The sequence below is a fragment of the Streptomyces sp. NBC_01352 genome (genome assembly GCF_036237295.1).
In the GTDB taxonomy this organism is placed as follows: domain Bacteria; phylum Actinomycetota; class Actinomycetes; order Streptomycetales; family Streptomycetaceae; genus Streptomyces; species Streptomyces plumbiresistens.
The window spans coordinates 8,946,844-8,969,504 of record NZ_CP108354.1 but is presented as its reverse complement, the minus strand read 5'-3'; the positions used below and the strand labels follow the sequence as shown (position 1 = coordinate 8,969,504).

Here is a 22,661-nt window from a genome sequence, read left to right as displayed (position 1 = left end):
GGGGACGATCAGCCCTGCCTGTGAAGTCGTACCGCTACGGCCGCCAGGTACGGCGGTCAGGTACGGCAGTCAGGTGCGGCTGTCAGGACTTGCCCCGGCCGACGATTCTGCCGACCCGCTCCCCCACGCCCCAGGTCGTGACCCGCCACAGGGCCTCCACCAGGATGTCCCGGCTCATCTTGGAGTCACCGTGCTCGCGCTCGACGAAGGTGATGGGCACCTCGACCACGTGGTAGCCGGCCTTGACCGCGCGGCGGGCGAGGTCGACCTGGAAGCAGTAGCCCTGGGAGGCGACCTCGTCGAGGCCGAGGCCCTCGAGGGTCTCGCGACGGAACGCGCGGTAGCCGCCGGTGACGTCGCGCAGCGGCAGGTCCAGGGCGAGGCGGGAGTAGAGGCTGCCGCCCCGCGAGATGACCTCGCGGGACTTGGGCCAGTTGACGACCCGGCCGCCGGGCACCCAGCGGGAGCCGAGGACCAGGTCGGCGCCCTTGAGGGCGGTCAGCAGACGAGACAGTTCCTCGGGCTGGTGCGAGCCGTCGGCGTCCATCTCGATCAGGACGCCGTAGTCCTTCTCGATGCCCCAGCGGAAGCCCGCGAGGTACGCGGCCCCGAGGCCTTCCTTGCCCTTGCGGTGCAGGACCTGGACGTGGTCGTCGGTGGCGGCCAGTTCGTCGGCGAGCTTGCCCGTGCCGTCGGGGCTGTTGTCGTCGGCCACCAGCACGTGGGCCTCGGGGACGGCCTTGCGCACCCGGCCGACGATCGCCTTGATGTTCTCCGCCTCGTTGTAGGTCGGAATGATCACCAACGCCGTGCCGAGCGGGCCGAACTGTCTCCCCCGGTCCTGTGCCGCGAGGGTCCCGTCGCCGTCGTTCACTGCTGCCCCTTCAAGTCCGTACGCAGACGTCCACCATAGTGGCCGCGGCCTGCGATGACGTGACAGGACGTAAGTATGGTGGTGTCGTTTCCACAAAAGCCGGGTAAGGATGCGCGCTTTGGGGACTGTGCGTGCGGCGGCGAGGGCTGTGCGTGCTGCGGATGGGGGCCCGGCGCTCTTCGGGCCGACCTGGGACCCGCCGGCTGCGGGTCGACCGAAAGCCGTTGTCTACTGAGCGCCCGGCCCCATCCGGGTCACACCTCCCCGACCGGGCCGGAACGTTCCCTCGCCGTGTCACGGGCGCTGAGCCTGGCTCCCAGTGGCGGTGCCCCGGTGCGGCACACCGTCCCTGACCCAGCGGCGCGGCGGCGAGTGCGCGGGCGTTCCCCGGTCGGGCGTCCGGTGGTGGACTCGGACGAACCTACCGGCCCGCCGCCGTCGGCTGTCAACAGCCGCCCCACCTGCGGCTCTTGCGTCGAAGCCCTGGTCAGCGCGGAGGATGCGCAGGTCGCGCGACGGGCCGGCGACGACCGATCGACGGTGCGCCACCCCGGTAGATCACTCGCCCGGCCGTACGAACACGGTCCGGCCGCCCACCACGGTGCGCAGGCAGACGGGGAGGTCGCGGCCCGGGGTCAGGTCGGGCAGACCCGGGGTGCCGGAGCGGGGGTCCGTCGACCAGCGGGCCACTCGGTCGTCCGGGGCCTGGACGACCAGGTCGCCGGTGCGCCACACGGCGTAGTCCGCGGGTGCGCCCGGCACCAGGACACCCGCGTCGTCGCGTCCGACGGCCCGCCATCCACCGCGCGTATGCGCGGTGAACGCGGCGCGTACGGAGACCCGGTGCTCGGGGGTGCGGTGGAAGGCGGCCGCGCGGACGCCGCCCCACGGGTCGAGGGGCGTGACCGGGCTGTCGGAGCCGAAGGCGAGCGGGACGCCCGCCCGGAGCAACGCCGCGAAGGGGTTCAGAGCCCGGGCTCGCGCGGCGCCCAGGCGCTGGACGTACATGCCGTCCTCGCCGCCCCACAGCGCGTCGAAGGCGGGCTGGACGGACGCGGTCAGGCCGAGCTCGGCGAAGGCCGCGATCGTCTCGGGCGTGAGCAGCTCGGCGTGTTCGACGCGGTGCCGGGCGGCCCGGATACGGGCCAGGCCGAGCTTCTCCGCGGCGGCCCGCACGCCTTCGACGACGGAGGTCACGGCGGCGTCGCCGATGGCGTGGAAGCCCGCCTGGAGGCCCGCCTCGGTGCAGGCGGTCACGTGCGCGGCGACGGCGGCGGCGTCCAGGTACGCGGTGCCGGTGTGGTCGGCGTCGGTGTACGGCTCGTGCAGGCAGGCGGTGTGCGAGCCGAGGGCGCCGTCCACGAACAGGTCGCCGGCCGCGCCGATCGCGCCCAGCTCCCGGGCCTTGTCGACGTCCTGCTCGGCCCAGTAGCCGACCACGCGCGGGCCGGCCTGCCCGGAAGCGAGGTTCAGCAGATCGGTGAAGTCGTCCTCGGAGGAGATCTCCGGGCCCGCGCACTCGTGGACGGTCCCGATACCGAGGGACACGGCGTGCGCGAGGGCGGTGCGCTGGGCCTCCCTGCGCTGCTGCGGGGTGACGGCGCCGAGGGCGGCGGCGCGTACGGCGTGGTGGGCGTCGGCGGTCAGCGGGGCGTCCGGGGCGCCGAGGCCGGGGGTCAGGTCCAGCAGGGCCGTCGTGACGACCGCCGAGTGGACGTCGATCCGGCTCAGGTACAGCGGGCGGCCGCCGGTGGCCGCGTCGAGCTCGGCGCGGGTCGGGGGGCGGCCGCCGGGCCAGCGGGCGGCGTCCCAGCCGTGCCCGAGCAGGACACGGTCGTTCGGGCGGGCGGCGGCGAAGTCCCGTACCAGGGCGAGGGCCGCGTCCAGGGAGGGGGCGTCGGACAGGTCGAGGCCGGTGAGGGCGAGGCCGGTGGACGTGGTGTGCACGTGCGCGTCGGTGAACGCGGGGGTGACCAGGGCGCCGTCCAGGTCGACCACCTCGTCGACACCGTCCGCGAAGGCGTCGGCCGCGCCCTCGGAGCCGACCCAGGCGACTTGGCCGCGCTCCACGACCATCGCCGTCGCGAACGGGTCGGCGGGGCTGTGCACCTCGCCGCGGCGGAGGAGGACGGTGGTCGGTTCGGCGGTACGTTCACTCATGAGGGACAGTTTCGCGCCTCGCGCGGAGCGTCCGGCACGCAGGTCGGTCAGATCCGCGGCGGCCGTGCCTCGTACGGCGTCGACAGCACCACCGTCGTCCGTGTGGAGACGCCCGCCAGCGACCTGAGCCGGGCCAGCAGCTCCTCCAGCTCGTGCGGGGTGGAGACCCGCACCTTGAGGATGTAGTTCTCGTCGCCGGCGACGCTGTGGCAGGCCTCGATCTCGGGGACGCCGGAGAGGCGGTCCGCGATGTCGTCGGGGGCGCTGGGGTCGAACGGCTTCACCGAGATGAACGCGGTCAGGGGCAGCCCGACGGACTCCGGGTCGACCACCGCCGCGTAGCCGCGGATGACTCCGCGCTGTTCCAGCCGGCGCACCCGCTGGTGCACGGCCGACGTGGACAGGCCGGTGGCCTTGCCCAGGTCTGTGTAGCTCATCCGCCCGTCCTTGACGAGCAGCTGCACGATTTGTCGGTCGAGCTCCTCCATGGCGCAAGAACCTACAGTGCGGCTGATCTCCTGCGATACCTGAGCGGCGCAGGTCATGCCCGGTTCGTGATGTGGCCGGGAGCAGCCGGTGCGCCGTCCGGGGGCAGAGGGGCCGCGTCCGGCACCTGCGGATGGCATGTGACTAAGACCACACTCCTCGAACAGGCTCCGTGATGGTCTCGTGATTACCGCCGAGACGGGGCGGGAAGTGCTTGCTGTGGTCGAGGCCGCAGCGCCTTCACGGCCCAGCCCGAGGGGGAGAATCCTATGCAGAGTCTTAAGCGCCCTGGTCGTACCGCACCCAAGCGGTCGCAGCCGGTTGTCGAGCCCGAGCCGGAGGGCGTCGAACCCGACGCCCTCGAGGACGAACTCGACGACTACGACACCTTCGAGATGTACCGGGTCGTGTGCCCGGACTGCGCGCAGCCGATCGCCCTGCTGGCGGACGAGGAGGTTCTGCCGGAGCACGCACTGTGTGCCTCGCCGTGGAACCCGTTCGGGCTCACGGTCTGCGCCGGCACCGGCCGCAAGGCGTCCGACGCCCGGTCGGCGGACGAGTCGGCCGAGCCGCAGGAGCAGGACACCGCCCTCCTGTTGACGCTCCCTCAGGGACTCGACTGGCGGACGCAGCCCTTCTCGCACGTCGGCGGCCCGGGCTCGCGCCCCATGCGGGTCCCCGTCATGCGTCGCCAGGCCGCCTGAGCGGCCTCGCTCCGACCCCGTGACCGAGCCGCGCCACGGCTCACAGACTGCCGTGGTGCGGTTCGGTGCGGCCCGACCGGAAGTGGCGGTACGTCAGACAGTCACACCGACTCGGACCTCGGCGAACTCACTCCCGATTCCGGGCACCGGTGACCTGTCCGCCGACCTCTGCGTTGCCCCGGTATGACCCCCACAACTTCGGCGACCGGGCGTCAGCGCCGTGTGTATGTTCCCGCACCGGTCCCCGCATCGACAGCATCGGTTCCGCTCGCGCCGCCGCAGGTCCAGGACCCGCCCATCTACCGTGATCTGATGCGCACTTGGGCGGACGGCGGCCGCACGCTGCCGGGGCGCCACGACCCGGAGTGGGCGCGGCTCTCGGCACCTCAGGTGACGCCGGGCCAGTTCAGCGGGTCTCGGGACCCGCGAGGTGACGGGCGATGACCATCCGCTGGATCTGGTTGGTGCCCTCGACGATCTGCAGGACCTTGGCCTCGCGCATGTACCGCTCGGCCGGGAAGTCGGCCGTGTAGCCGTACCCGCCGAGGACCTGGACGGCGTCGGTGGTCACCTTCATCGCGGTGTCGGTGCAGTGCAGCTTGGCCATGGCCGCCTGCTTGGCGAACGGCCGGCCCGCGTCGCGCAGTCGCGCCGCCGCCAGGTACAGCGCCCTGCCCGCCTCGATCTGGGTCGCCATGTCGGCGAGCATGAAGCGCAGGCCCTGGAAGTCGGCGATCGGCCGCCCGAACTGCTGCCGTCCGGTCGCGTACGCCACCGCCTCGTCGAGCGCGGCCTGGGCCAGGCCGACGGCACAGGCCGCGATGCCCAGCCGCCCGGAGTCGAGCGCGGCCAGGGCGATCGCGAAGCCCTGGCCCTCGTCGCCGATGCGCCGGTCGTCGGGGACGCGGACCCCGTCGAAGTGGACCAGGGCCGTCGGCGAGCCCTTCATGCCCATCTTCTTCTCCGGCGCCGCGCCGCTGAGGCCCGCCGCGTCGCCGGGCACCAGGAACGCCGTGATCCCGCGCGGGCCCGCTTCGCCCGTACGGGCCATGACCGTGTAGAAGTCGGCGATGCCGCCGTGCGTGATCCACGCCTTGGTTCCGGTAATCACCCAGTCGGCGCCCTCGCGCACCGCCTTCGTGCGCAGTGAGGCCGCGTCCGAGCCGGAGGAGGGTTCCGAGAGGCAGTACGCGCCCAGGAGGCCGCCGCCGAGCATCGCGGGCAGGTGTTCGACCTGCTGCTCCTTGGTGCCGTAGGCGGCGAGTGCGTAGGAGGACAGGGTGTGCACGCTGACACCGAGGCCGACGGTGAGGCGGGCCGCGGCGAGCTCTTCCAGGACCTGGAGGTAGACCTCGTAGGGCTGGTCACCGCCGCCGTACTCGGAGTCGTACGGCAGGCCGAGCAGTCCGGACTCGGAGAGCAGGGTGAAGACCTCGCGCGGGAAGCGTCCGGCGTCCTCCTCCTCGGTCGCCTTCGGGGCGATCTCGCGCTGCGCGATGTCGCGGACGAGCGAGATCAGATCCCGGGCCTCGTCCGTGGGCAGTTGCCGGTCCACCGGCTGCGGGGCGCGGTCGGGCATGGCGACGCTCTCCTCCCTGTCGGGCACGGGCGGACGGCCCGTTGTGGGGGCGGCTCCGCCGGGTCTCACTGAGTGCCGGCCGAGGCTCGCGCTCCCGGGTCTCGGAAGCTGCTGACCAGCGGCTGTGCGCTGTGAGTATGCCCGATCGGAGGCACTCCGTCACCAGTTAACGACCGCTCACTTCAGGAAGTTCCGACAAGCCCGACCTTCAACGAAATTGGTATGAACCATTGACCGATTGGTCTAGTCCTCTTACTGTTTCGCATCAACGCTTCCCCGCGTTCATGCCAATCGGCGTGCGATCCCCTCCCTGTCCCCCGCGAGGAGACACCCGATGCACACCCCGCTCCGCCCCCGCGCCCGGTTCCGGGCCCTCCTGTCCGCCTCGTGCTGCGCCGCCCTCGGCGCCGGCCTGCTCGCCGGTGCGGGCACCGCCACCGCCACGGAGCCCGGCCCCGCCGAGTCCACCGCGACCGGCGCCGCCGGTTCAAAGGTGGTCGGCTACTTCACCGACTGGGGCATCTACGGCCGCCAGTACTTCGTCAAGAACATCGAGACCTCCGGCTCCGCCGACAAGCTCACCCACATCAACTACGCCTTCGGCAACGTCACCGACGGCAAGTGCGCCCTCGGCGACGCCTGGGCGGACACCGACAAGCCGTTCACCGCCGAGGAGTCCGTGGACGGTGTCGCCGACACCGCGGACCAGCCGCTGAGCGGCAACTTCAACCAGCTGATCAAGCTGAAGAAGCTCCACCCCGACCTCAAGGTCATCTGGTCATTCGGCGGCTGGAGCTGGTCGGGCGGCTTCGGTGAGGCGGCCAAGGACCCGGCCGCCTTCGCCCAGTCCTGCTACGACCTGGTCGAGAACTCGAAGTGGGCGAACGTCTTCGACGGCATCGACATCGACTGGGAGTACCCGGGCGCCTGCGGCCTGACCTGCGACACCAGCGGCCGGGAGGCGTTCCGGGACGTGATGGCCGCACTGCGCGCCAAGTTCGGCAAGCGGCAGCTGGTCACCGCGGCGATCACCGCCGACGCCACACCCGGCGGCAAGATCGACGCGGCGGACTACGCGGGCGCGGCGCGGTACGTCGACTGGTACAACCCCATGACCTACGACTACTTCGGCGCCTGGGCCGCCACCGGGCCGACGGCACCGCACTCCCCGTTGACGTCCTACCCGGGCATCCCGGAGGAGGGCTACAACACCGCCGCCACCATCGCCAAGCTCCGGAGCCTGGGCATCCCGCCCTCGAAGCTGCTGCTCGGCATCGGCTTCTACGGGCGCGGCTGGACGGGTGTCACGCAGGCGAGTCCGGGCGGCACGGCCACCGGTCCGGCTGCGGGCACGTACGAGGCCGGCTTCGAGGACTACAAGGTGCTCAGGACCACGTGCCCGCCGACCGGGACCGTGGGCGGGACCGCCTATGCCAAGTGCGGCAGCGACTGGTGGAGTTACGACACCCCGAAGACGATCAAGGGGAAGATGAAGTACAAGGACGCGCAGCGCCTGGGCGGCACGTTCTTCTGGGAGCTGAGCGGGGACACCGCGGACGGCGAGCTGATCGACGCGATCAACTGACCGAGCCGAAAGGCGACTTGGGGCGGAGGACCACGAGCCTCCGCCCCAAGTCGTGAGCCGTCCGCGGGTGCCGTCCGTCGGGTGTCGTCCGTCGGGTGTCGTCCGTCGGGTTTCTTCAGCCGTCGTCGCGGCGGGCCGGCGCCGGGGCCGGATAGGCGGGGTCCATCTCCTCGATGGCCCGCATCGAGCCGCCGAGCGTCTTCACCAGGAGTTCGCGCATCGTCTCGCGGGACAGCTTGGGGCGGTCGATCCAGTCGAGGGCGGCGCCCTCGACGCTGCACACCCAGGCGAGCAGGCCCATCCGCGGCACCTGCGCGATGTCGCTGCGGCCGTACGCCCCTTCGGCGATGGTGGCGACGATCGCCTCGCGCACCCCGTCCCGGATGGCGTGCACCTCGGCGTCGAAGCCGACGCCGCCGCTGACGATCGTGCGGTAGGCGGCCTGGTTGTGCTCGGCGTAGCGCAGGTAGCTGTCGATGGTGCGGTGGACCCGGCCCACCGGCTCCAGTTCGAGGCCGCTCGCCGCGTAGGTGACCAGGTCGGCGACGGAGTCCTGGATGATCGCCAGGTAGTAGCCGCGCTTGGACTGGAAGTAGTAGTAGATCAGTCCCTTGGCGACATGGGCCTGCCGGGCGATGTCGTCCATGGAGAGCGCGTCGTACGACGTGTCGGCGAACAACTTCCGCCCGATGGCGATGAGTTCGGCGCGACGTGCCACCGAACGCTCGGTGCCGCGCGCCCGGGGACGGGCCGCGTCGCTCTGTTGACTGATATTCAATTTCGACCCTGGTCTCAACGGGCGGCGGGACACCCGCAGTATGTCAGGTCGGGTATGCGTCAGGTCACAGCAGGCCGAGCTGGGTGACGAGCATCGCGATCACCACGACGAGGGTCCAGCCCATGACGTGTTCGACGATCTTCGGGCCGTCTTCGCGGGGGCCGCCGGTACGGGCGCGGGCGGCGGCGGCTGAGTGTGCGGTCATGGCTTCTCGCTGAGGTCGGACGTACGGGTGGACTCCCCCCACCGGACTGTCCACCTTGCCACTCGGGGCGGCTTTTGCGGCAGAGAGCTTGGTCACACAGAACGGCCCCGGCTTCGCTTCGAGCCGGGGGCCGTTCGTACGTCGGCTCAGCGCACGCCGACCGCCGCGAGCGCCTTGCGCTGGCGCGGGCTCGGCTGGGCCGGGAAGTACAGGTAGCAGACGCCACCGGTACCGGAGACGACCTTGCCGCTGGCGTTGTACCGCTTGGTCCTGAGCCAGATGTTCTCCCACTCGCGCCGCTTGTAGACGCGCCGCACGGCCTCGTTGGTCGGCGAGTTCGGGTCGTTGGCGATCACGTCACCGGTGGCCGTGAAGCCGATCACGGTCATCAGGTGGCCGGAGGTGCCGTAACCCGCCCCCGTGAGCTCCTCCTTGAGGAAGGACTGGGACGTTATGGCCGGGATGCCGGCGGCGATCAGCGTCTCCAGGTCGGTGAGCGAGCCGAGCCGGGTGACCACGCCCTGGAGGCCCTTGAAGGTGGCCGCGTAGGCGGCGTTGAACGGCCAGTTGCCGCAGCCCGCGTACTGGTAGTCGTAGGTGTACCGGGCCGCGTGGCAGACCTGCGGGTCGGCGAACGACGGGTCCACCCAGGCCAGCTGGTCGGAGCTGAGCCGGCCGCCCCAGTACTCGATGATCATCTGCGAGGAGGTGGGGCTGCACCAGGCCTCGCCGCCGTTGTCGTACTCGGGGTACTGACCGATGTGGGTCTCCTGCGAGTAGCGCGGGACGGTCAGTTCCTGGGCGAGACCCGGGGCGGAGGCCGGGACGGTGAAGCGGTCGGGGACGTCGGAGCCCATCGCGCCGAGCCGCCAGACCGTGGGCGTGGTCTTCGCGCCGGGCTTGCGGTAGAGGGTGAGCCTTAGGCGGTACGACACCAGGCGCAGGCCCGTGGCCGGGTCGTCGATCGCGAAGGTGTCCGTCCAGACGCTGCTCTTGTCGTCGCTCTGGTCGTCGACCGAGGTCCGCCTGATGTCCTGGTCGCCGGCCGCCCAGCGGCCCATCACGTACCAAGGGGTGTCCGTACCGTCGGAGTACGTGCCCTTGAGCTCGACCTGGAGCCAGGTGCCGGCCGGGGTGTGGGCGTTCCAGGAGGCGATCGCCTCCGTGGCGGGGACGGCGAGCTCGTGGACGGGGGACGTCCAGGTCGCGTACTCCCAGGCGGCCGTCCTGCCGGTGTGCGGGTCGGTGTAGTCGGCGGTGCCCGCGGGGGTGCCGATCACGACACCCGGGCGGACGCCCGCGACGGCCCGGGTGCCCTTGGCGGTGCCGCCGCGCCAGTGGGCGTACGTGGTCCAGAAGCGGTTGTCGACCGGGCGGGCCGTGGCAAGGTCGCTCGTGTCGGTCACGGTACTGCTCGTGGTGTCGGCGGACGCCGGGCCCGCGCTGCCGGCCACGGCGGCGGCGACCGCGGCGGCCAGAACGGTTCTGCGGGACGGCTGTTCGGCTCTGCTCATGGGCGGAATGGCTCCCAGGTGTCCGAGTCGGGGCAGGTCCAATGCACGGTTGTGCGCCAACTATGGAGCAGGCGGCATGCTCCTGCCAGCACTTCGGGCCATGCCACGCCCGGCAATATTGGTCTCCTCCACTGGCGTGACCTGGCCGACTTAGACTGCACGGAGAAAAGCCCCATCGCCCCTGCTCCCCGAGGAACGGCCATCCGCGACCTCGCCTCCCGGCTCCGCCGACTCCCCCCGTCCTGCGGACCGGTCCGCCTGATCGGCGTCGACGGACACGCCGGCTCCGGGAAATCCACGTTCGCCAGGCAGTTGGCCCGGGAGCTGGACGGCGCGCCGGTGCTGCGTCTCGACGACATCGCCAGCCATGAGGAGTTGTTCGGCTGGACCGAGCGGCTGCTGACCCGGGTGATCGAACCGCTCGGCCGCGGCGAGACGGCGCGGTACACACCGTACGACTGGCACACCCGCCGCTTCGGACCGCCCCGCCCGCTCCCCTCTGCCCCGGTGGTTCTGTTGGAGGGCGTGGGCGCGGGCCGCCGGGCGCTGCGCCCGCATCTGGCGCACCTCCTGTGGATGGAGCTGCCGCGCGAGGAGGCGTGGGCGCGTGGGCGGGCGCGGGACGGGGAGGAGCAGCGGGAGTTCTGGGACGGCTGGGTCCGGGCGGAACAACGGCACTTCGCCGAGGACCCCTCCCGGCCCTTCGCCGATCTGCTGGTACGGCAGTGCGCAGAGGGATATGAGGTGCTGTCGGGGCCTGCCGGAAGCATTGGACCGAACCAGAACATCACACAGGGTGACGGACCATCCGCAGTGTGCTGAACTTGTGAAGAGCCGTGCGGGAGAACTTCCCGGAGTGCTTCAACTCGGCTTGACCGACGGGCCGTACAGGTCTTACGTTCTGAATGTGCGGCACATCGAAGCCGCCCCTCAGACGCGAAGCCCCCGGTTGTTCCCCCGTGATCGGGGGCTTCGTTCTGTCCTCTTCGCGTTTTCCGGACGCCCCGGGGCATGATTCGCTCACCCTCGGTCACCACGCGCGAGTGCGCCCCCGTGCTCCCACCTCGTCAAACGGCCTGTGCGGCACCCTACGGCGGGCGACACCACCGCAGGTACGATGCCCTCGGTGCGACCTACGGACGGCTGCTCTGCGCACCGTTGCAACTCCGGTCCGCGGCACAGCGGTTGGACCAAGGCGGTCGACGGGCACCGGCCCGCCGGCCAACCAAACGGGGGCACGGTTTGTGGGGGACGTGATGGACTTCGGCACGCAGGGCCCCGAGGCCCCGGCCGACCTCGCCTGGCTACGAGGTGTGGACGCCTACACGATGGGCGCCTATCCGCAGGCGGAGGAGGAGTTCCGCACCGCGGTGCGGATCGATCCCGGGATGGCCGACGGCTGGCTGGGACTGCACGCGCTGCGCGTGGACACGACGACAGCGCTGCTCAGGATGTTCCGGCACCGGGACCGCTTCGGCGAACAGCGCGCGCGGCACCGCCGCACCATCAACTCCTGGTACTGGCTGGGCTGGTGGGTGCAACCGGTGCTGGAGAGCCCGCGCGACCTGCTCCTCGCGCACGCCTCGCACTGGCTGGACGGCCGGCACGTCCCGGAACTCGACCGGGCGCTGGCGGGCCTGCCGCCGGTGGACGCCGACCACCAGGTCCGCTTCCTGCACGCCTGCCGCGCCTATCTCGTCAAGGACTGGGAACAGCTGGTCCGGCACACCGACCCGCTGATCAACGACCCCATGCTGGGCATCGAGGCGGGCCTGTTCGGCGGTATGGCCCGGGTCCGCCTGGAGATGTACGGGCAGGCCGAACCGCTGCTGTCGTCGGCCCTGATGCGCTGCCGCAGCGAACAGCCCCAGCGCAAGGAGCTGCGCTACTGGCTGGCGCGGGCCCACGAGGGCACCGGCCGCAGCGCCGCCGCGCTGCCCCTGTACCGGGCCGTGCACCGCGTCGACCCCGCCTTCATGGACACCTCGGCCCGGCTCGCGGCGATCGCCGAGGGCGACGGGTACGACGAGTCCACCGACCTCGCCGCCATCACGCTCACCGGGGCGGGGCAGGACGTGCTGGACGGCCCGGACGGACTCGACCCGCTCTTCGGCGGCGAAGGGCGCGACCTGAAACTCACGGAGCCCGAGCTGCCGTCCTCCGGACCGCTGCCGTCGGCGACCGACCCCGCGGTCCGCGAGAAGTCCGTGCCCTCGCCCTCGCTGCCCGCCGGGCCCACGGATCCCGCATTACTCGAGGAGGCGCTCGCCGAGCTCGAGCGCATGGTCGGCCTGGAACCGGTGAAACGCCAGGTGAAGGCGTTGTCCGCACAGTTGAACATGGCCCGCCTGCGCGCCGGGCAGGGGCTGCCCGTTCAGCCGCCGAAACGGCACTTCGTGTTCTCCGGCCCCTCCGGCACCGGCAAGACCACCGTGGCCCGCATCCTCGGCCGGGTCTTCTACGCCCTCGGGCTCCTCGGCGGCGACCATCTCGTGGAGGCCCAGCGGGCCGACCTGGTCGGCGAGTACCTCGGCCAGACCGCCGTGAAGGCCAACGAGCTGATCGACTCCGCGCTCGGCGGTGTGCTGTTCGTCGACGAGGCGTACTCGCTCTCCAACTCCGGTTACGGAAAAGGCGACGCGTACGGCGACGAGGCGCTCCAGGTGCTGCTGAAGCGCGCCGAGGACAACCGTGACCACCTCGTGGTGATCCTGGCCGGCTATCCGGAGGGCATGGACCGTCTGCTGGCCGCCAATCCCGGGCTGTCGTCCCGCTTCACGACCCGCGTCGACTTTCCGTCCTACCGGCCGCTCGAACTGACCTCGATCGGCGAGGTGCTGGCCACGGAGAACGGTGACGTGTGGGACGAGGAGGCGCTGGACGAGCTGCGGTCCATCGCCGGGCACGTGGTCGACCAGGGGTGGATCGACGAGCTGGGGAACGGGCGGTTCCTGCGGACGCTGTACGAGAAGAGCTGCGCGTACCGGGACCTGCGGTTGTCGACGTATCCGGGGGTGCTGACGCGGGACGACCTGTCGACGCTTCGGTTGCCGGACCTGATGCAGGCGTACGGAGAGGTGCTGTCGGGGCGGGGGCCGCAGGATCCGTCGACGATGTGACGGACCCCGCGGTCCCGCGTCCGGCGTCAGCTCGCCAGCGCCTCCTCCGGCTCCCCGCTCACCCTCGGCTCCGCGACCCGTACCTCCGGCACCTCGCGGTGGGCCGGATCGCGTACCTCGCCGACCAGCAGCTCCAGTACGTCCTCCAGGGCGACGAGCCCCAGCACCTTGCCGGACGCGTCCGCGACCTGGGCGAGGTGTGTCGCGGCCCGGCGCATCACCGTGAGCGCGTCGTCGAGGGGCAGCTCGGACCGGAGCGTCGTCATCGGGCGCCAGACCTGCTGCGGTACCGCCCGCTGGGAGTCCTCCAGGTCGAGTACGTCCTTGACGTGCAGGTAGCCCATGAAGGCGCCGTTCTCCGCCGCCACCGGGAAGCGGGAGTAGCCGGTGTGGCCGGTGAGTTCGACGATCTGCCCCGGGGTGACCGAGGGGCTGACCGTCACCAGCGACTCACGCCTCAGAAGCACGTCCGTGACCGGGCGGGAACCCAGCTCCAGGGCGTCCTCCAGGCGTTCCTGCTCCTCGGGGTCGAGCAGACCGGCCTGGCCGGAGTCCTCCACGAGGCGGTTGAGCTGTTCGCTGGTGAAGACGGCCTCCACCTCGTCCTTGGGCTCGACGCCGAAGAGCCGCAGGATGCCCCCGGCGCAGGCGCCGAGGCCCGCGGTGATCGGCTTGCAGAGACGGGCGAAGGCGACCAGGCCGGGACTGAGCCACAGCGCGACCTTCTCCGGGGCCGCCATCGCGAGGTTCTTCGGCAGCATCTCGCCGATGACGAGGTGGAAGAAGACGACCGCCGCCAGCGCGATGACATAGCCGAGCGGGTGGATCATGCCGTGCGGCAGGTGGATCCACTCGAAGACCGGCTCCAGCAGGCCCGCGACCGTCGGTTCGGCGACCGCGCCCAGGGTCAGCGAGCAGACGGTGATGCCGAACTGGGCGGCCGCCATCATCTGCGGCAGCCGCTCCAGGCCGTACAGGACCTGCCGGGCCCGGGCCGTGCCGAGCGGTTCGATCTGGCTGCGGCGCACGGAGACGAGGGCGAACTCGGCGCCGACGAAGAAGCCGTTGAGGAGCACGAGCAGCGCGGCGAACAGGAGTTGGAGCACGCTCATCAGGCCGCCTCCACCACGACGGGGGCCGTCCGCACCAGGCGGACGCGCTCGGCGCGGTAGTGCCCCACCTGGCGCACCGACAGCCGCCAGCCGGGCAGTTCGGCCCGGTCACCGACGGCCGGGATCCGGCCGAGGAGGTCGGCCACCAGACCGGCGACGGTCTCGTACGGCCCCTCGGGCACGTCCAGGCCGATGCGCCGGAGGATGTCGACGCGGCAGCTGCCGTCGGCCTCCCAGGCGGGCCTGCCGTCCTCCGGCGCGGCGGCGGCGAGTTCCGGCACGTCCTGACCGTCGTGCTCGTCGCGGACCTCGCCGACGATCTCCTCGACGATGTCCTCCAGCGTGACGACGCCTGCCGTGCCGCCGTACTCGTCGACGACGACGGCTATCGGCTGTTCGTTGCGCAACTGTGCGAGCAGAGGCCGTACCGGCAGGGTCTCGGGTACGAGCAGCGCCGGACGGGCGATGTGCACCACCGGGGTGCGCAGCCGGCTGTGGGCGGGGATGGCCAGGGCGTCCTTGAGGTGCACCATGCCGACGATCTCGTCGATCTTCTCGCGGTAGACGGGGAAACGGGACAGGCCGGTGGCGCGGGTCAGGTTGACCACGTCCTCGGCGGTGGCCGACGACTGCAGGGCGCTGACCTTCACGCGCGGCGTCATGACGTGCTGCGCGGTCAGCTCGGCCAGCGACAGCGTCCGTACGAAGAGGTCCGCGGTGTCCTGCTCCAGGGCGCCGGCCCGCGCGGAGTGCCGGGCCAGGGAGACGAGTTCGCCGGGGGTGCGGGCGGAGGCCAGCTCCTCGGTGGGCTCGATGCCCAGCGCACGGACGAGGCGGTTGGCAACCGCGTTCAGAGCGGCGATCACCGGGTGGAAGAGGCGGGCGAAGGCGTGCTGGGGGCCGGCGACGAAGCGCGCGACCTGCATCGGCTTGGACACCGCCCAGTTCTTGGGCACCAGCTCGCCGATCACCATCTGCACGGCCGAGGCCAGCAGCATGCCGATGACCACGGCGACACCGGAGACCGCTCCCTCGGGGATGCCGGTCGCGGTGATGGGGCCGTCCAGCAGCTCGGCGAGCGCCGGTTCGGCGAGCATGCCGACGACGAGGGAGGTGATGGTGATGCCGAGCTGCGTGCCGGAGAGCTGGAAGGACAGCTCCTTGAGGGACTCGACGACCGTACGGGCTCGTCGGTCGCCCTCGGCGGCGGCCTTCTCGGCGTCCGTCGCCTCGACCGTGACCAGGCCGAACTCGGCCGCCACGAAGAATCCGTTGGCGAGAATCAGCAGGAATGCCGCTCCGAGGAGCAGCAAGGGGGTGGTCATGATGCCGCCGCCTCGATATGTCGGGAGGGGGCGGCGCAGGTACTACAGGACGATCCGTCCATCGCTGGAGGGAGTCACTCCTCGGGTAGCAGGAACAACACAGGGCGGAGGCGCAACGAGAACGCCTCCGCCAACAGATTAATCAAGACATGGCCAGTTACGGCAGATCCCCAGTCGAACGGTCTTCGACGAGTGCCCGCAGGGCGCGTGCGTCGGCGATGGCGTGCTGCTTGGCGATGCCCGGCTGGATGCCGAGCGCGGGCAGGCTGGTGCCGTCGCTGAGGTTGAGGAAGACCCACGGGTCGCCGGGGCGCAGGTTCACCTGGATGATCTCGGCCCAGGCCAGGTGGCGCTTACTGGCGATATTGACGACGGTGACACCGGTCTCGTCGGCGACGACCTTCGGCCGCGACAGCATGAGCAGCACCCCGAACAGGAGCGCCCCGGTGAAGACGAAGCTGAGGCGCTCGCCGGGGCTGAGCTGTTCCAGCAGCATGGCGACCGTCGTGATGACCACGAGGATCGCGACGCCGGCGGTCAGCAGTACGGCACGGGTGCGACCTGGCCGGAACGTGACGGGAAGAGCGGGCAGTTCGGACATTCTGACGGTGCCCCTCAGAGACGGCAGGCGTGGATGGCCGTCGTCAGGATGGCCCGTGCGCCGATGTCGTACAGGTCGTCCATGATCCGCTGGGCTTCCTTGGAAGGGACCATCGCACGGACGGCGACCCAGCCCTCGTTGTGCAGCGGGGAGACGGTCGGGGACTCGAGGCCCGGCGTCAGCGCGACGGCCTTCTCGAGCTGCTCGACGCGGCAGTCGTAGTCCATCATCACGTACGTCCGGGCCACCAGGACGCCCTGGAGGCGGCGCAGGAACTGCTGGACCTTGGGCTCGTCGGCCTCGGCTCCGACGCGGCGGATGACGACGGCCTCCGACTTCATGATCGGGTCGCCGAAGACTTCGAGGCCCGCGTTGCGCAGCGAGGTGCCGGTCTCCACGACGTCCGCGATGACTTCGGCGACGCCCAGTTCGATCGCGGTCTCGACGGCGCCGTCGAGGTGGACGACCGAGGCGTCGATGCCGTTGTCGGCGAGGTGCTTGGCGACGATGCCCTCGTACGAGGTGGCCACCGTCTTGCCGGCGAGGTCCGCGATGCCGGCCGCCGTGCCGGGCTTGCCGGCGAAGCGGAAGGTGGAGCGGGCGAAGCCGAGCGGGAGGATGGTCTCCGCGCTGGCGCCCGAGTCGATCAGCAGGTCGCGGCCGGTGATGCCGATGTCGAGCTTGCCGGAGGAGACGTAGATCGCGATGTCGCGGGGGCGGAGGTAGAAGAACTCCACCTCGTTCTCCGGGTCGACGATCCGCAGTTCCTTGGACTCGCGGCGCTGCTGGTAGCCGGCCTCATGCAGCATCTCCGCCGCAGGTCCTGACAGGGAACCCTTGTTGGGGACGGCGATGCGCAGCATGAGGTCGGCTTCCTTCGTTCGTGCGATTGTGATGTGCGGGTGGGTGGCGCGGCTCAGAGGTGGGCGTAGACGTCGTCCAGGGAGATCCCGCGGGCGACCATCATCACCTGGACGTGGTACAGCAGCTGCGAGATCTCCTCGGCAGCCGCCTCCTTGCCCTCGTACTCGGCGGCCATCCAGACTTCGGCGGCCTCCTCGACGACCTTCTTGCCGATGGCATGGACGCCCTTGCCGACCAGTTCTGCGGTGCGGGAAGTGGCGGGGTCGCCGTGTGCGGCCTTGTGCTGGAGCTCGGTGAAGAGCTCCTCGAACGTCTTATTGGACATGGTGGCGCCCACTTTACGCGTAGTGCCGCCCGCCCTAACGCCACGGTTCGGATACTGAGCGGAGGGTGGCCGCCGTGGCCACCGCCGCCGTCACCGCCTCGTGGCCCTTGTCCTCGTTGGAGCCCTCGATGCCGGCCCGGTCCAGGGCCTGCTCCTCGGTGTCGCAGGTGAGGACGCCGAAGCCGACGGGGACGCCGGTTTCCACGGAGACCTGGGTGAGGCCCTGGGTGACGCCCTGGCACACGTACTCGAAGTGGGGGGTGCCGCCGCGGATGACGACACCGAGGGCGACGATCGCGTCGTAGCCGCGGCCCGCGAGGACCTTGGCGACGACCGGGAGCTCCCAGCTGCCGGGGACCCTCAGCAGGGTCGGCTCATCGATCCCCAGGTCGTGCAGGGCGCGCAGCGCGCCGTCCACCAGACCGTCCATCACCTTCTCGTGCCACTGTGCCGCGATGACGGCGACCCGCAGGTCTCCGACATCGCGTACGGACAGTTCCGGTGCACCCTTGCCGCTCACGTCGCTCCTTGGTGTTCTGTCTTACTGGTTGCCGCACGTGGACACGGGGGTCGTGTCCAGCCAGGGCAGGTCGTGACCCATCCGGTCCCGCTTGGTGCGCAGGTAGCGGAGGTTGTGCTCGCCCGCCTGTACGGGCATCGGCTCGCGGCCGTTGACCTTGAGGCCGTGGCGGACGAGCGCGTCGGTCTTGTCGGGGTTGTTGGTCATCAGACGCACGCTGTGGACGCCGAGGTCCTGAAGGATCTGCGCGCCGGCGCCGTAGTCCCGGGCGTCGGCGGGCAGGCCGAGCTCCAGGTTGGCGTCGAGGGTGTCGTGGCCCTGCTCCTGGAGCTCGTACGCGCGCAGCTTGGACAGCAGGCCGATGCCGCGTCCTTCGTGGCCGCGCAGGTAGACCACCACTCCCCTGCCCTCGCTCTGGATGCGCTCCAGGGAGGCGTCGAGCTGGGGGCCGCAGTCGCAGCGTGCGGAGCCGAAGACGTCGCCGGTGAGGCACTCGGAGTGGACGCGGACCAGGACGTCCTCGCCGTCGCCGATGTCTCCGTGCACCAGGGCGACGTGCTCGACGCCGTCCACGGTGGAGCGGTAGCCGTACGCCGTGAAGGTGCCGTGGACGGTGGGCAGGCGGGTCTCGGCCTCGCGGCGGACGGTGGGTTCGGAGCTGCGGCGGTAGGCGATCAGGTCCTCGATGGAGATGATCGTCAGGCCGTGCTTGCGGGCGAACGGGATCAGTTCGGGCAGGCGCAGCATGCGGCCGTCCTCGCCGGCGATCTCGACGATCGCGCCGGCCGGGCGCAGGCCCGCGAGGCGGGCGAGGTCGACGGCCGCCTCGGTGTGGCCGTTGCGGACCAGGACCCCGCCGGGCTTGGCGCGGAGCGGGAAGACGTGGCCGGGGCGGACGAGGTCCGTGGGCTCCGCCGTACCGCTCGCGAGCAGCTGAAGTGTGGTGGCCCGGTCGGACGCCGAGATGCCGGTGCTCACACCGTGAGCGGCGGAGGCGTCGACGGAGACTGTGAACGCGGTTTTCATCGACTCGGTGTTGTCGTCGACCATCTGCGGGAGCCGCAGCCGCTCCAGCTCGTCGCCCTCCATGGGGGCGCAGATCAGGCCGCGGCACTCGCTCATCATGAAGGCGACGATCTCGGGGGTCGCCTTCTCGGCGGCGACCACGAGGTCGCCCTCGTTCTCCCGGTCCTCGTCGTCCACGACGACGATCGGGCGGCCGGCCGCGATGTCCGCGATGGCCTGCTCGATCGGGTCGAGCGCGAAGTCCTCGAAACCGTCGGTGCTGTACAGGATCGGTGCCGCGCTCATGCCGGCGCTCCTTCCAGGGCGGGCTGCGGGCCCTTGCGGGAGCGCAGCCACCAGTCGCGCATGCCCCACAGGACGAGCGCGCCGTAGATGACGTAGACGAAGCCGGAGAAGGCGTAGCCGTTGGCGAAGTTCAGCGGGACGCCGACCATGTCGACCAGCAGCCAGGCGAACCAGAACTCGACCATGCCACGCGCCTGGGCGTACATGGCGACGACGGTGCCGACGAAGATGTAGGCGTCCGGCCAGGGGTCCCAGGACAGGGTGGGGTAGGCCTTGAAGAGGAGGGCCACCGCCACGGTGCCGACTGCGGCGGCGCCGATCATCGCCCCGCGCTCGCGCCAGCTGGCGAACCGCGGGGTGATCTGACCGTCGCCACCGTCTGCGGCCCGGCCCTTAAGGCGGTTCCACTGCCACCAGCCGTACCCGGCGACGACCATGACGACGGCCTGCTTGCCCGCGCTGCCCGTCAGGTGGCCGAAGAAGGCCCCGAAGAGGACGAGCCCGGACAGGAACTGGACGGGCCAGCTCCAGATGGACCGGCGCCAGCCGAGGGCGAGGGCGACCAGGCCGAGGATGTTGCCGACCATGTCCGACCACAGGATGTGCTGGTCGAAGAGGACGAACGCCTCGGAGTTCAGCCAGTTCACCGACCGGCCCCCTGACTGCCCATCAGCCGCTCGACGTACTTGGCGATGACGTCGACCTCGAGGTTGACCGGGTCGCCGGGCTGCTTGCGGCCCAGCGTGGTCAGGTCGAGGGTGGTGGGGATGAGGCTGACGGTGAAGTAGTCGGGGCCCGCGTCTACGACGGTCAGGCTGATGCCGTCGACCGTGATGGAGCCCTTCTCGACGACATAGCGCGTGAGGTCCGCCGGGAGCGAGATCTTCACGATCTCCCAGTTCTCGGACGGCTTGCGCTCCAGCACCGTGCCGGTGCCGTCGACGTGGCCCTGCACGATGTGGCCGCCGAGGCGGGCGCCGAGGGCCATGGGGCGCTCGAGGTTGACGCGGGAGCCGACGGCGAGGGCGCCGAGGCTGGAGCGGTTCAGGGTCTCGGCCATCACATCGGCCGTGAACCAGTCGCCCTCGTGCTCGACGACGGTCAGACAGACGCCGTTGACGGCGATGGAGTCGCCGTGCTTCGCACCCTCGGTGACGACGGGGCCGCGCAGCCGGAAGCGGGAGGCGTCGCCGAGGTTCTCGACGGCGGTGACCTCACCCAGCTCTTCGACGATTCCGGTGAACACTTCCCGGGTCCTCCTGCCTCTTCGGGCACGGACTCCGGGGCTGTCGATGACGACAGAATGTACGAGCGGGAACACTGGGGGCGACGCCGGACAGGGCTCGCCCCATGGACGAACCGGTTCGGCGGCGCGCACGAATGCCCGCCCGCCGCGCACTGCCTCCCATCCGGACTTTAACCGTCGGTCCAGGAATTTCACCTGGTCAACCGGCCGCTGGAAGCGACCGGGTCGCGGACTGTAACCGCCGGTTCGGACTTTCACCGACCCCGGAGTGCGCTGCTTCTGGTACAGAGCCAGTGTGCCACGCCTGATCGACGTCCATACGGGCGAACGGTGTGGGGTGGCTCACAGGATCTGCCGATGGACTTCTCGGGCGGGCCATGGCGGCCCAATTCCCGCACGCAGTCGGCGGCTTGACCTGGTCCGCGACCCTTGACGCAATGGTCTAGTCCTTTTTAGGGTCGCCTTGCGTGGACACCCGCACAGACGGGCCCGGCGGCGGTGACGACGGCCCTTGCCCGCCGCCGGGCCTCTTTACTGGGAAGGGGCGCTCCACGCTCCATCCGAGGACGTCCGGTGTGCGAAGGGGCTGAACACCATGACCACGACCCTGGTGACCGGCGGCAGCGGAACGCTCGGCCGTCTCGTCACCGAGCGGCTGCGCGCGGGCGGGCACGAGGTGCGGGTACTCAGCCGGCACACGCAGCCGTACGCCGTCGATCTGCGGGAGGGCGGCGCCGGACTGGACGCCGCAGTCGCGGGCGTGGACACGATCGTGCACTGCGCGAGCACACCGCGCGGCGGTGACGAGCAGGCGGCAGCGCATCTGATCGCGGCGGCGCGGCGGGCGGGTGTGGGCCACCTCGCCTACATCTCGATCGTCGGGGTGGACCGGGTGCCGCTCGGCTACTACCGGACCAAGCTCGCCGTGGAGAAGCAGGTCGAGGAGTCGGGGCTCGGGTGGACCGTGCTGCGGACGACCCAGTTCCACGATCTGCTCGTGCAGGTGTTCCAGGTGCTGGCCAAGGGGCCGGTCGTGCCGTTGCCCGCGGGTGTCCGGGACCAGCCGATCGAGGTGGCCGAAGTCGCGGAACGGCTGGCCGAGTTGGCGGCGGGCGCGCCCGCGGGGCGGGTCGAGGACATGGGCGGACCCGAGGTGCGGTCGCTCGAGTCGCTGGCCCGCGCCTATCTGAGGGCGACAGGACGGAAGCGGGCGGTCATGAACGTGCCGCTCGCGGGCAAGGCGTACCGGGGGTTCCGGGCGGGCGGACATCTGACGCCGGAACGGGCCGTGGGCAAGGGGACGTTCGAGGACTACCTGGCTGCCAAGCGGCGGGGATGAGGGCTGTCCGGCGGCTCAGGCGGAGGGACACGGCGGCGCGCCTCGTCGACGCCGGGGACGACACCGATGAGCCCAGGCGATGGGGGTACCGACGCGCGAGCGCGGCGGCGGTCTAGAGGTCCTGGCTCAGCTCGTCCTCCGGGGCGCGAACAGCTCGTCCTGCGCCTGCTCCCGCGCCGTGAGCAGCGCCCCGCGCAGCACCGCGCCGCCGCCCAGGGCGCTGGGCCGCACCTCCGTGGGCAGGGGCGACAGCCGGGCGAGACGGTCCTGGACCCGCAGTGCCAGGGTGTCGCCACCCGCGCGACCGATCTCACCGGCCAGCACCACACAGCCAGGGTCCAGTACGGCGATGACAGCGGCGGCGCCGAGGGCGACACGGTCGGCGAGAGCGTCGAGGAAGCGGTCGGGGGCGGGGCTGGGGGGCGGCGCGGCGCGGACACCCTCGGCGGTAGCGGCCGGGCTGCGGTCGGCGCCAGAAGCCGGGCCTGCATGCGACGCGGCGCCAACCTCGGGATCGGTGGGCGGCCCGGCACCGCCGCCCTCGGCGAGCGCTTCCGGGGAGCGGACAGCGTCAGGAGCCGGGCCCGTATGCGGTACGGCACGGATATCGCCGGCGAGCGCGTTCCGGGAGCGGCCGACGTCAGAAGCCGGGCCCGGACGCGACCCAGCAGGACCATCCCCCGCCCGCACCTCCAGGAAGCCGCCCACGTCAGGTCCTGTGTACGGCACGGCACGACCACCGTCGGCCGACGCGGCCGGGCTGCGGTCGGCGTCAGAAGCCGGGCCCGGACGCGACCCAGCAGGACCATCCCCCGCCCGCACCTCCAGGAAGCCGCCAACCTCAGGTCCTGTGTACGGCACGGCACGACCACCGTCGGCCGACGCGGCCAGGCTGCGGTCGGCGTCAGAAGCCGAACCCTGATGCGACGCAACACGACCATCTCCCGCCCGCGGGTCGCCCTTCGCGAGGGCTCCCCTATGTGCGCGGTCCACCGCGGCCACCGGGCCTGCCAC

The 22,661-nt window shown here is 71.2% G+C and carries 22 protein-coding genes, 1 pseudogene and 1 riboswitch; of the genes and pseudogenes, 6 read left to right on the top strand and 17 right to left on the bottom strand.

Going from position 1 to position 22,661, the window contains the following annotated elements; all coding sequences use genetic code 11:
- Positions 1 to 82: 82 nt before the first annotated feature.
- From OG252_RS41200 to OG252_RS41190, 3 genes are all read right to left on the bottom strand, one after another.
- A complete protein-coding gene (locus OG252_RS41200) occupies positions 83 to 874 on the bottom strand; it encodes a polyprenol monophosphomannose synthase (RefSeq protein WP_329342574.1) in 792 nt (263 codons plus the stop codon).
- A gap of 558 nt (positions 875 to 1,432) precedes the next feature.
- Complete coding sequence (locus OG252_RS41195) at positions 1,433 to 3,034, bottom strand: amidohydrolase (protein ID WP_329342572.1); 1,602 nt, start codon at positions 3,032 to 3,034, stop codon at positions 1,433 to 1,435.
- Between the two features lie 47 nt (positions 3,035 to 3,081).
- Positions 3,082 to 3,522 carry an Lrp/AsnC family transcriptional regulator gene (locus tag OG252_RS41190; RefSeq protein ID WP_266443197.1) on the bottom strand — a complete coding sequence of 147 codons (441 nt, stop codon included), beginning with the start codon at positions 3,520 to 3,522 and terminating at the stop codon, positions 3,082 to 3,084.
- Positions 3,523 to 3,789: 267 nt separating this feature from the next.
- On the opposite strand from OG252_RS41190, the gene OG252_RS41185 reads away from it, so the two are divergent.
- Positions 3,790 to 4,224 (top strand): hypothetical protein, encoded by a 435-nt coding sequence (locus OG252_RS41185; protein WP_266443195.1) that lies wholly within the window; start codon positions 3,790 to 3,792, stop codon positions 4,222 to 4,224.
- Positions 4,225 to 4,407: 183 nt separating this feature from the next.
- Complete coding sequence (locus tag OG252_RS52430; protein WP_406491586.1) at positions 4,408 to 4,668, top strand: hypothetical protein; 261 nt, start codon at positions 4,408 to 4,410, stop codon at positions 4,666 to 4,668.
- Here the strand turns inward: OG252_RS52430 and OG252_RS41180 are convergent.
- Complete coding sequence (locus OG252_RS41180) at positions 4,631 to 5,803, bottom strand: acyl-CoA dehydrogenase family protein (RefSeq protein WP_266443189.1); 1,173 nt, start codon at positions 5,801 to 5,803, stop codon at positions 4,631 to 4,633. The two genes, OG252_RS52430 and OG252_RS41180, sit on opposite strands and share 38 nt — an antisense overlap.
- 334 nt (positions 5,804 to 6,137) lie before the next feature.
- Here OG252_RS41180 and OG252_RS41175 point away from each other — a divergent pair, with 334 nt between their 5' ends.
- A complete protein-coding gene (locus tag OG252_RS41175) occupies positions 6,138 to 7,388 on the top strand; it encodes a glycoside hydrolase family 18 protein (RefSeq protein WP_329342569.1) in 1,251 nt (416 codons plus the stop codon).
- Between the two features lie 115 nt (positions 7,389 to 7,503).
- Here the strand turns inward: OG252_RS41175 and OG252_RS41170 are convergent, their stop codons facing one another.
- The 3 genes from OG252_RS41170 to OG252_RS41160 form a co-directional block, all read right to left on the bottom strand.
- The gene (locus tag OG252_RS41170) at positions 7,504 to 8,166 is read right to left on the bottom strand and encodes a TetR/AcrR family transcriptional regulator (RefSeq protein WP_266443176.1); all 663 of its coding nucleotides are present in this window, start codon (positions 8,164 to 8,166) and stop codon (positions 7,504 to 7,506) included.
- Positions 8,167 to 8,230: 64 nt separating this feature from the next.
- Positions 8,231 to 8,371 carry an SCO1431 family membrane protein gene (locus OG252_RS41165; RefSeq protein ID WP_307673419.1) on the bottom strand — a complete coding sequence of 47 codons (141 nt, stop codon included), beginning with the start codon at positions 8,369 to 8,371 and terminating at the stop codon, positions 8,231 to 8,233.
- A gap of 146 nt (positions 8,372 to 8,517) precedes the next feature.
- Positions 8,518 to 9,885, bottom strand: a complete 1,368-nt coding sequence (locus OG252_RS41160; protein ID WP_329342564.1) for a peptidase C39 family protein — start codon at positions 9,883 to 9,885, stop codon at positions 8,518 to 8,520.
- A 141-nt stretch (positions 9,886 to 10,026) separates the two neighbouring features.
- Here OG252_RS41160 and OG252_RS41155 point away from each other — a divergent pair, with 141 nt between their 5' ends.
- Both OG252_RS41155 and OG252_RS41150 read left to right on the top strand, forming a co-directional pair.
- Positions 10,027 to 10,707, top strand: a complete 681-nt coding sequence (locus OG252_RS41155) for a uridine kinase family protein (protein WP_406498864.1) — start codon at positions 10,027 to 10,029, stop codon at positions 10,705 to 10,707.
- Positions 10,708 to 11,141: 434 nt separating this feature from the next.
- On the top strand, positions 11,142 to 13,004 hold the full coding sequence (locus OG252_RS41150) for an AAA family ATPase (protein ID WP_329342562.1): 1,863 nt from the start codon (positions 11,142 to 11,144) through the stop codon (positions 13,002 to 13,004).
- Between the two features lie 26 nt (positions 13,005 to 13,030).
- On the opposite strand, the gene OG252_RS41145 is transcribed toward OG252_RS41150, so the two are convergent.
- The 9 genes from OG252_RS41145 to OG252_RS41105 all read right to left on the bottom strand — a co-directional run bounded on the left by OG252_RS41145 (position 13,031) and on the right by OG252_RS41105 (position 20,308).
- Positions 13,031 to 14,116, bottom strand: coding sequence for a hemolysin family protein (locus OG252_RS41145; RefSeq protein ID WP_266443164.1), 1,086 nt, complete (start codon positions 14,114 to 14,116; stop codon positions 13,031 to 13,033).
- Positions 14,116 to 15,441, bottom strand: coding sequence for a hemolysin family protein (locus OG252_RS41140; RefSeq protein WP_329342559.1), 1,326 nt, complete (start codon positions 15,439 to 15,441; stop codon positions 14,116 to 14,118). Before OG252_RS41140 ends, OG252_RS41145 begins: the two co-directional genes overlap by 1 nt.
- 157 nt (positions 15,442 to 15,598) lie before the next feature.
- A complete protein-coding gene (locus OG252_RS41135) occupies positions 15,599 to 16,042 on the bottom strand; it encodes a PH domain-containing protein (protein ID WP_266443159.1) in 444 nt (147 codons plus the stop codon).
- Positions 16,043 to 16,056: 14 nt separating this feature from the next.
- A complete protein-coding gene (hisG, locus tag OG252_RS41130) occupies positions 16,057 to 16,905 on the bottom strand; it encodes an ATP phosphoribosyltransferase (RefSeq protein ID WP_266443156.1) in 849 nt (282 codons plus the stop codon).
- Positions 16,906 to 16,958: 53 nt separating this feature from the next.
- Positions 16,959 to 17,231 (bottom strand): phosphoribosyl-ATP diphosphatase, encoded by a 273-nt coding sequence (locus OG252_RS41125; RefSeq protein ID WP_030946750.1) that lies wholly within the window; start codon positions 17,229 to 17,231, stop codon positions 16,959 to 16,961.
- Positions 17,232 to 17,265: 34 nt separating this feature from the next.
- Complete coding sequence (ribH, locus tag OG252_RS41120; RefSeq protein ID WP_266443151.1) at positions 17,266 to 17,751, bottom strand: 6,7-dimethyl-8-ribityllumazine synthase; 486 nt, start codon at positions 17,749 to 17,751, stop codon at positions 17,266 to 17,268.
- A 21-nt stretch (positions 17,752 to 17,772) separates the two neighbouring features.
- Positions 17,773 to 19,062, bottom strand: coding sequence for a bifunctional 3,4-dihydroxy-2-butanone-4-phosphate synthase/GTP cyclohydrolase II (locus OG252_RS41115; RefSeq protein WP_266443149.1), 1,290 nt, complete (start codon positions 19,060 to 19,062; stop codon positions 17,773 to 17,775).
- Entirely contained in the window at positions 19,059 to 19,709 is a 651-nt protein-coding gene (locus OG252_RS41110) for a nicotinamide mononucleotide transporter family protein (RefSeq protein WP_329342554.1), read from the bottom strand. The genes OG252_RS41115 and OG252_RS41110 overlap by 4 nt, the downstream gene beginning before the upstream one ends.
- Complete coding sequence (locus OG252_RS41105) at positions 19,706 to 20,308, bottom strand: riboflavin synthase (protein WP_329342552.1); 603 nt, start codon at positions 20,306 to 20,308, stop codon at positions 19,706 to 19,708. The genes OG252_RS41110 and OG252_RS41105 overlap by 4 nt, the downstream gene beginning before the upstream one ends.
- Positions 20,309 to 20,453: 145 nt before the next feature.
- Positions 20,454 to 20,584, bottom strand: a riboswitch (FMN riboswitch).
- 319 nt (positions 20,585 to 20,903) lie between these two features.
- On the opposite strand from OG252_RS41105, the gene OG252_RS41100 reads away from it, so the two are divergent.
- Positions 20,904 to 21,647: an SDR family oxidoreductase gene (locus OG252_RS41100; protein WP_329342550.1), complete on the top strand. Its 744-nt coding sequence runs from the start codon at positions 20,904 to 20,906 to the stop codon at positions 21,645 to 21,647.
- Between the two features lie 126 nt (positions 21,648 to 21,773).
- Here OG252_RS41100 and OG252_RS41095 read toward each other — a convergent pair.
- A pseudogene (locus tag OG252_RS41095) lies at positions 21,774 to 22,064 on the bottom strand (ROK family transcriptional regulator); the annotation flags it as partial.
- Positions 22,065 to 22,661 lie beyond the last annotated feature (597 nt).

What these genes read in the sequence shown, in the direction of transcription:
- OG252_RS41145 (WP_266443164.1), bottom strand. Translation starts at nt 14,116, where the DNA reads ATGAGCGTGCTCCAACTCCTGTTCGCCGCGCTGCTCGTGCTCCTCAAC.
- hisG (WP_266443156.1), bottom strand. Translation starts at nt 16,905, where the DNA reads ATGCTGCGCATCGCCGTCCCCAACAAGGGTTCCCTGTCAGGACCTGCG.
- OG252_RS41160 (WP_329342564.1), bottom strand. Translation starts at nt 9,885, where the DNA reads ATGAGCAGAGCCGAACAGCCGTCCCGCAGAACCGTTCTGGCCGCCGCG.
- OG252_RS41165 (WP_307673419.1), bottom strand. Translation starts at nt 8,371, where the DNA reads ATGACCGCACACTCAGCCGCCGCCGCCCGCGCCCGTACCGGCGGCCCC.
- OG252_RS41100 (WP_329342550.1), top strand. Translation starts at nt 20,904, where the DNA reads ATGACCACGACCCTGGTGACCGGCGGCAGCGGAACGCTCGGCCGTCTC.
- OG252_RS41195 (WP_329342572.1), bottom strand. Translation starts at nt 3,034, where the DNA reads ATGAGTGAACGTACCGCCGAACCGACCACCGTCCTCCTCCGCCGCGGC.
- OG252_RS41125 (WP_030946750.1), bottom strand. Translation starts at nt 17,231, where the DNA reads ATGTCCAATAAGACGTTCGAGGAGCTCTTCACCGAGCTCCAGCACAAG.
- OG252_RS41180 (WP_266443189.1), bottom strand. Translation starts at nt 5,803, where the DNA reads ATGCCCGACCGCGCCCCGCAGCCGGTGGACCGGCAACTGCCCACGGAC.
- OG252_RS41140 (WP_329342559.1), bottom strand. Translation starts at nt 15,441, where the DNA reads ATGACCACCCCCTTGCTGCTCCTCGGAGCGGCATTCCTGCTGATTCTC.
- OG252_RS41115 (WP_266443149.1), bottom strand. Translation starts at nt 19,062, where the DNA reads ATGAGCGCGGCACCGATCCTGTACAGCACCGACGGTTTCGAGGACTTC.
- OG252_RS41135 (WP_266443159.1), bottom strand. Translation starts at nt 16,042, where the DNA reads ATGTCCGAACTGCCCGCTCTTCCCGTCACGTTCCGGCCAGGTCGCACC.
- OG252_RS41175 (WP_329342569.1), top strand. Translation starts at nt 6,138, where the DNA reads ATGCACACCCCGCTCCGCCCCCGCGCCCGGTTCCGGGCCCTCCTGTCC.
- OG252_RS41150 (WP_329342562.1), top strand. Translation starts at nt 11,142, where the DNA reads ATGGACTTCGGCACGCAGGGCCCCGAGGCCCCGGCCGACCTCGCCTGG.
- OG252_RS41190 (WP_266443197.1), bottom strand. Translation starts at nt 3,522, where the DNA reads ATGGAGGAGCTCGACCGACAAATCGTGCAGCTGCTCGTCAAGGACGGG.
- OG252_RS52430 (WP_406491586.1), top strand. Translation starts at nt 4,408, where the DNA reads ATGACCCCCACAACTTCGGCGACCGGGCGTCAGCGCCGTGTGTATGTT.
- OG252_RS41185 (WP_266443195.1), top strand. Translation starts at nt 3,790, where the DNA reads ATGCAGAGTCTTAAGCGCCCTGGTCGTACCGCACCCAAGCGGTCGCAG.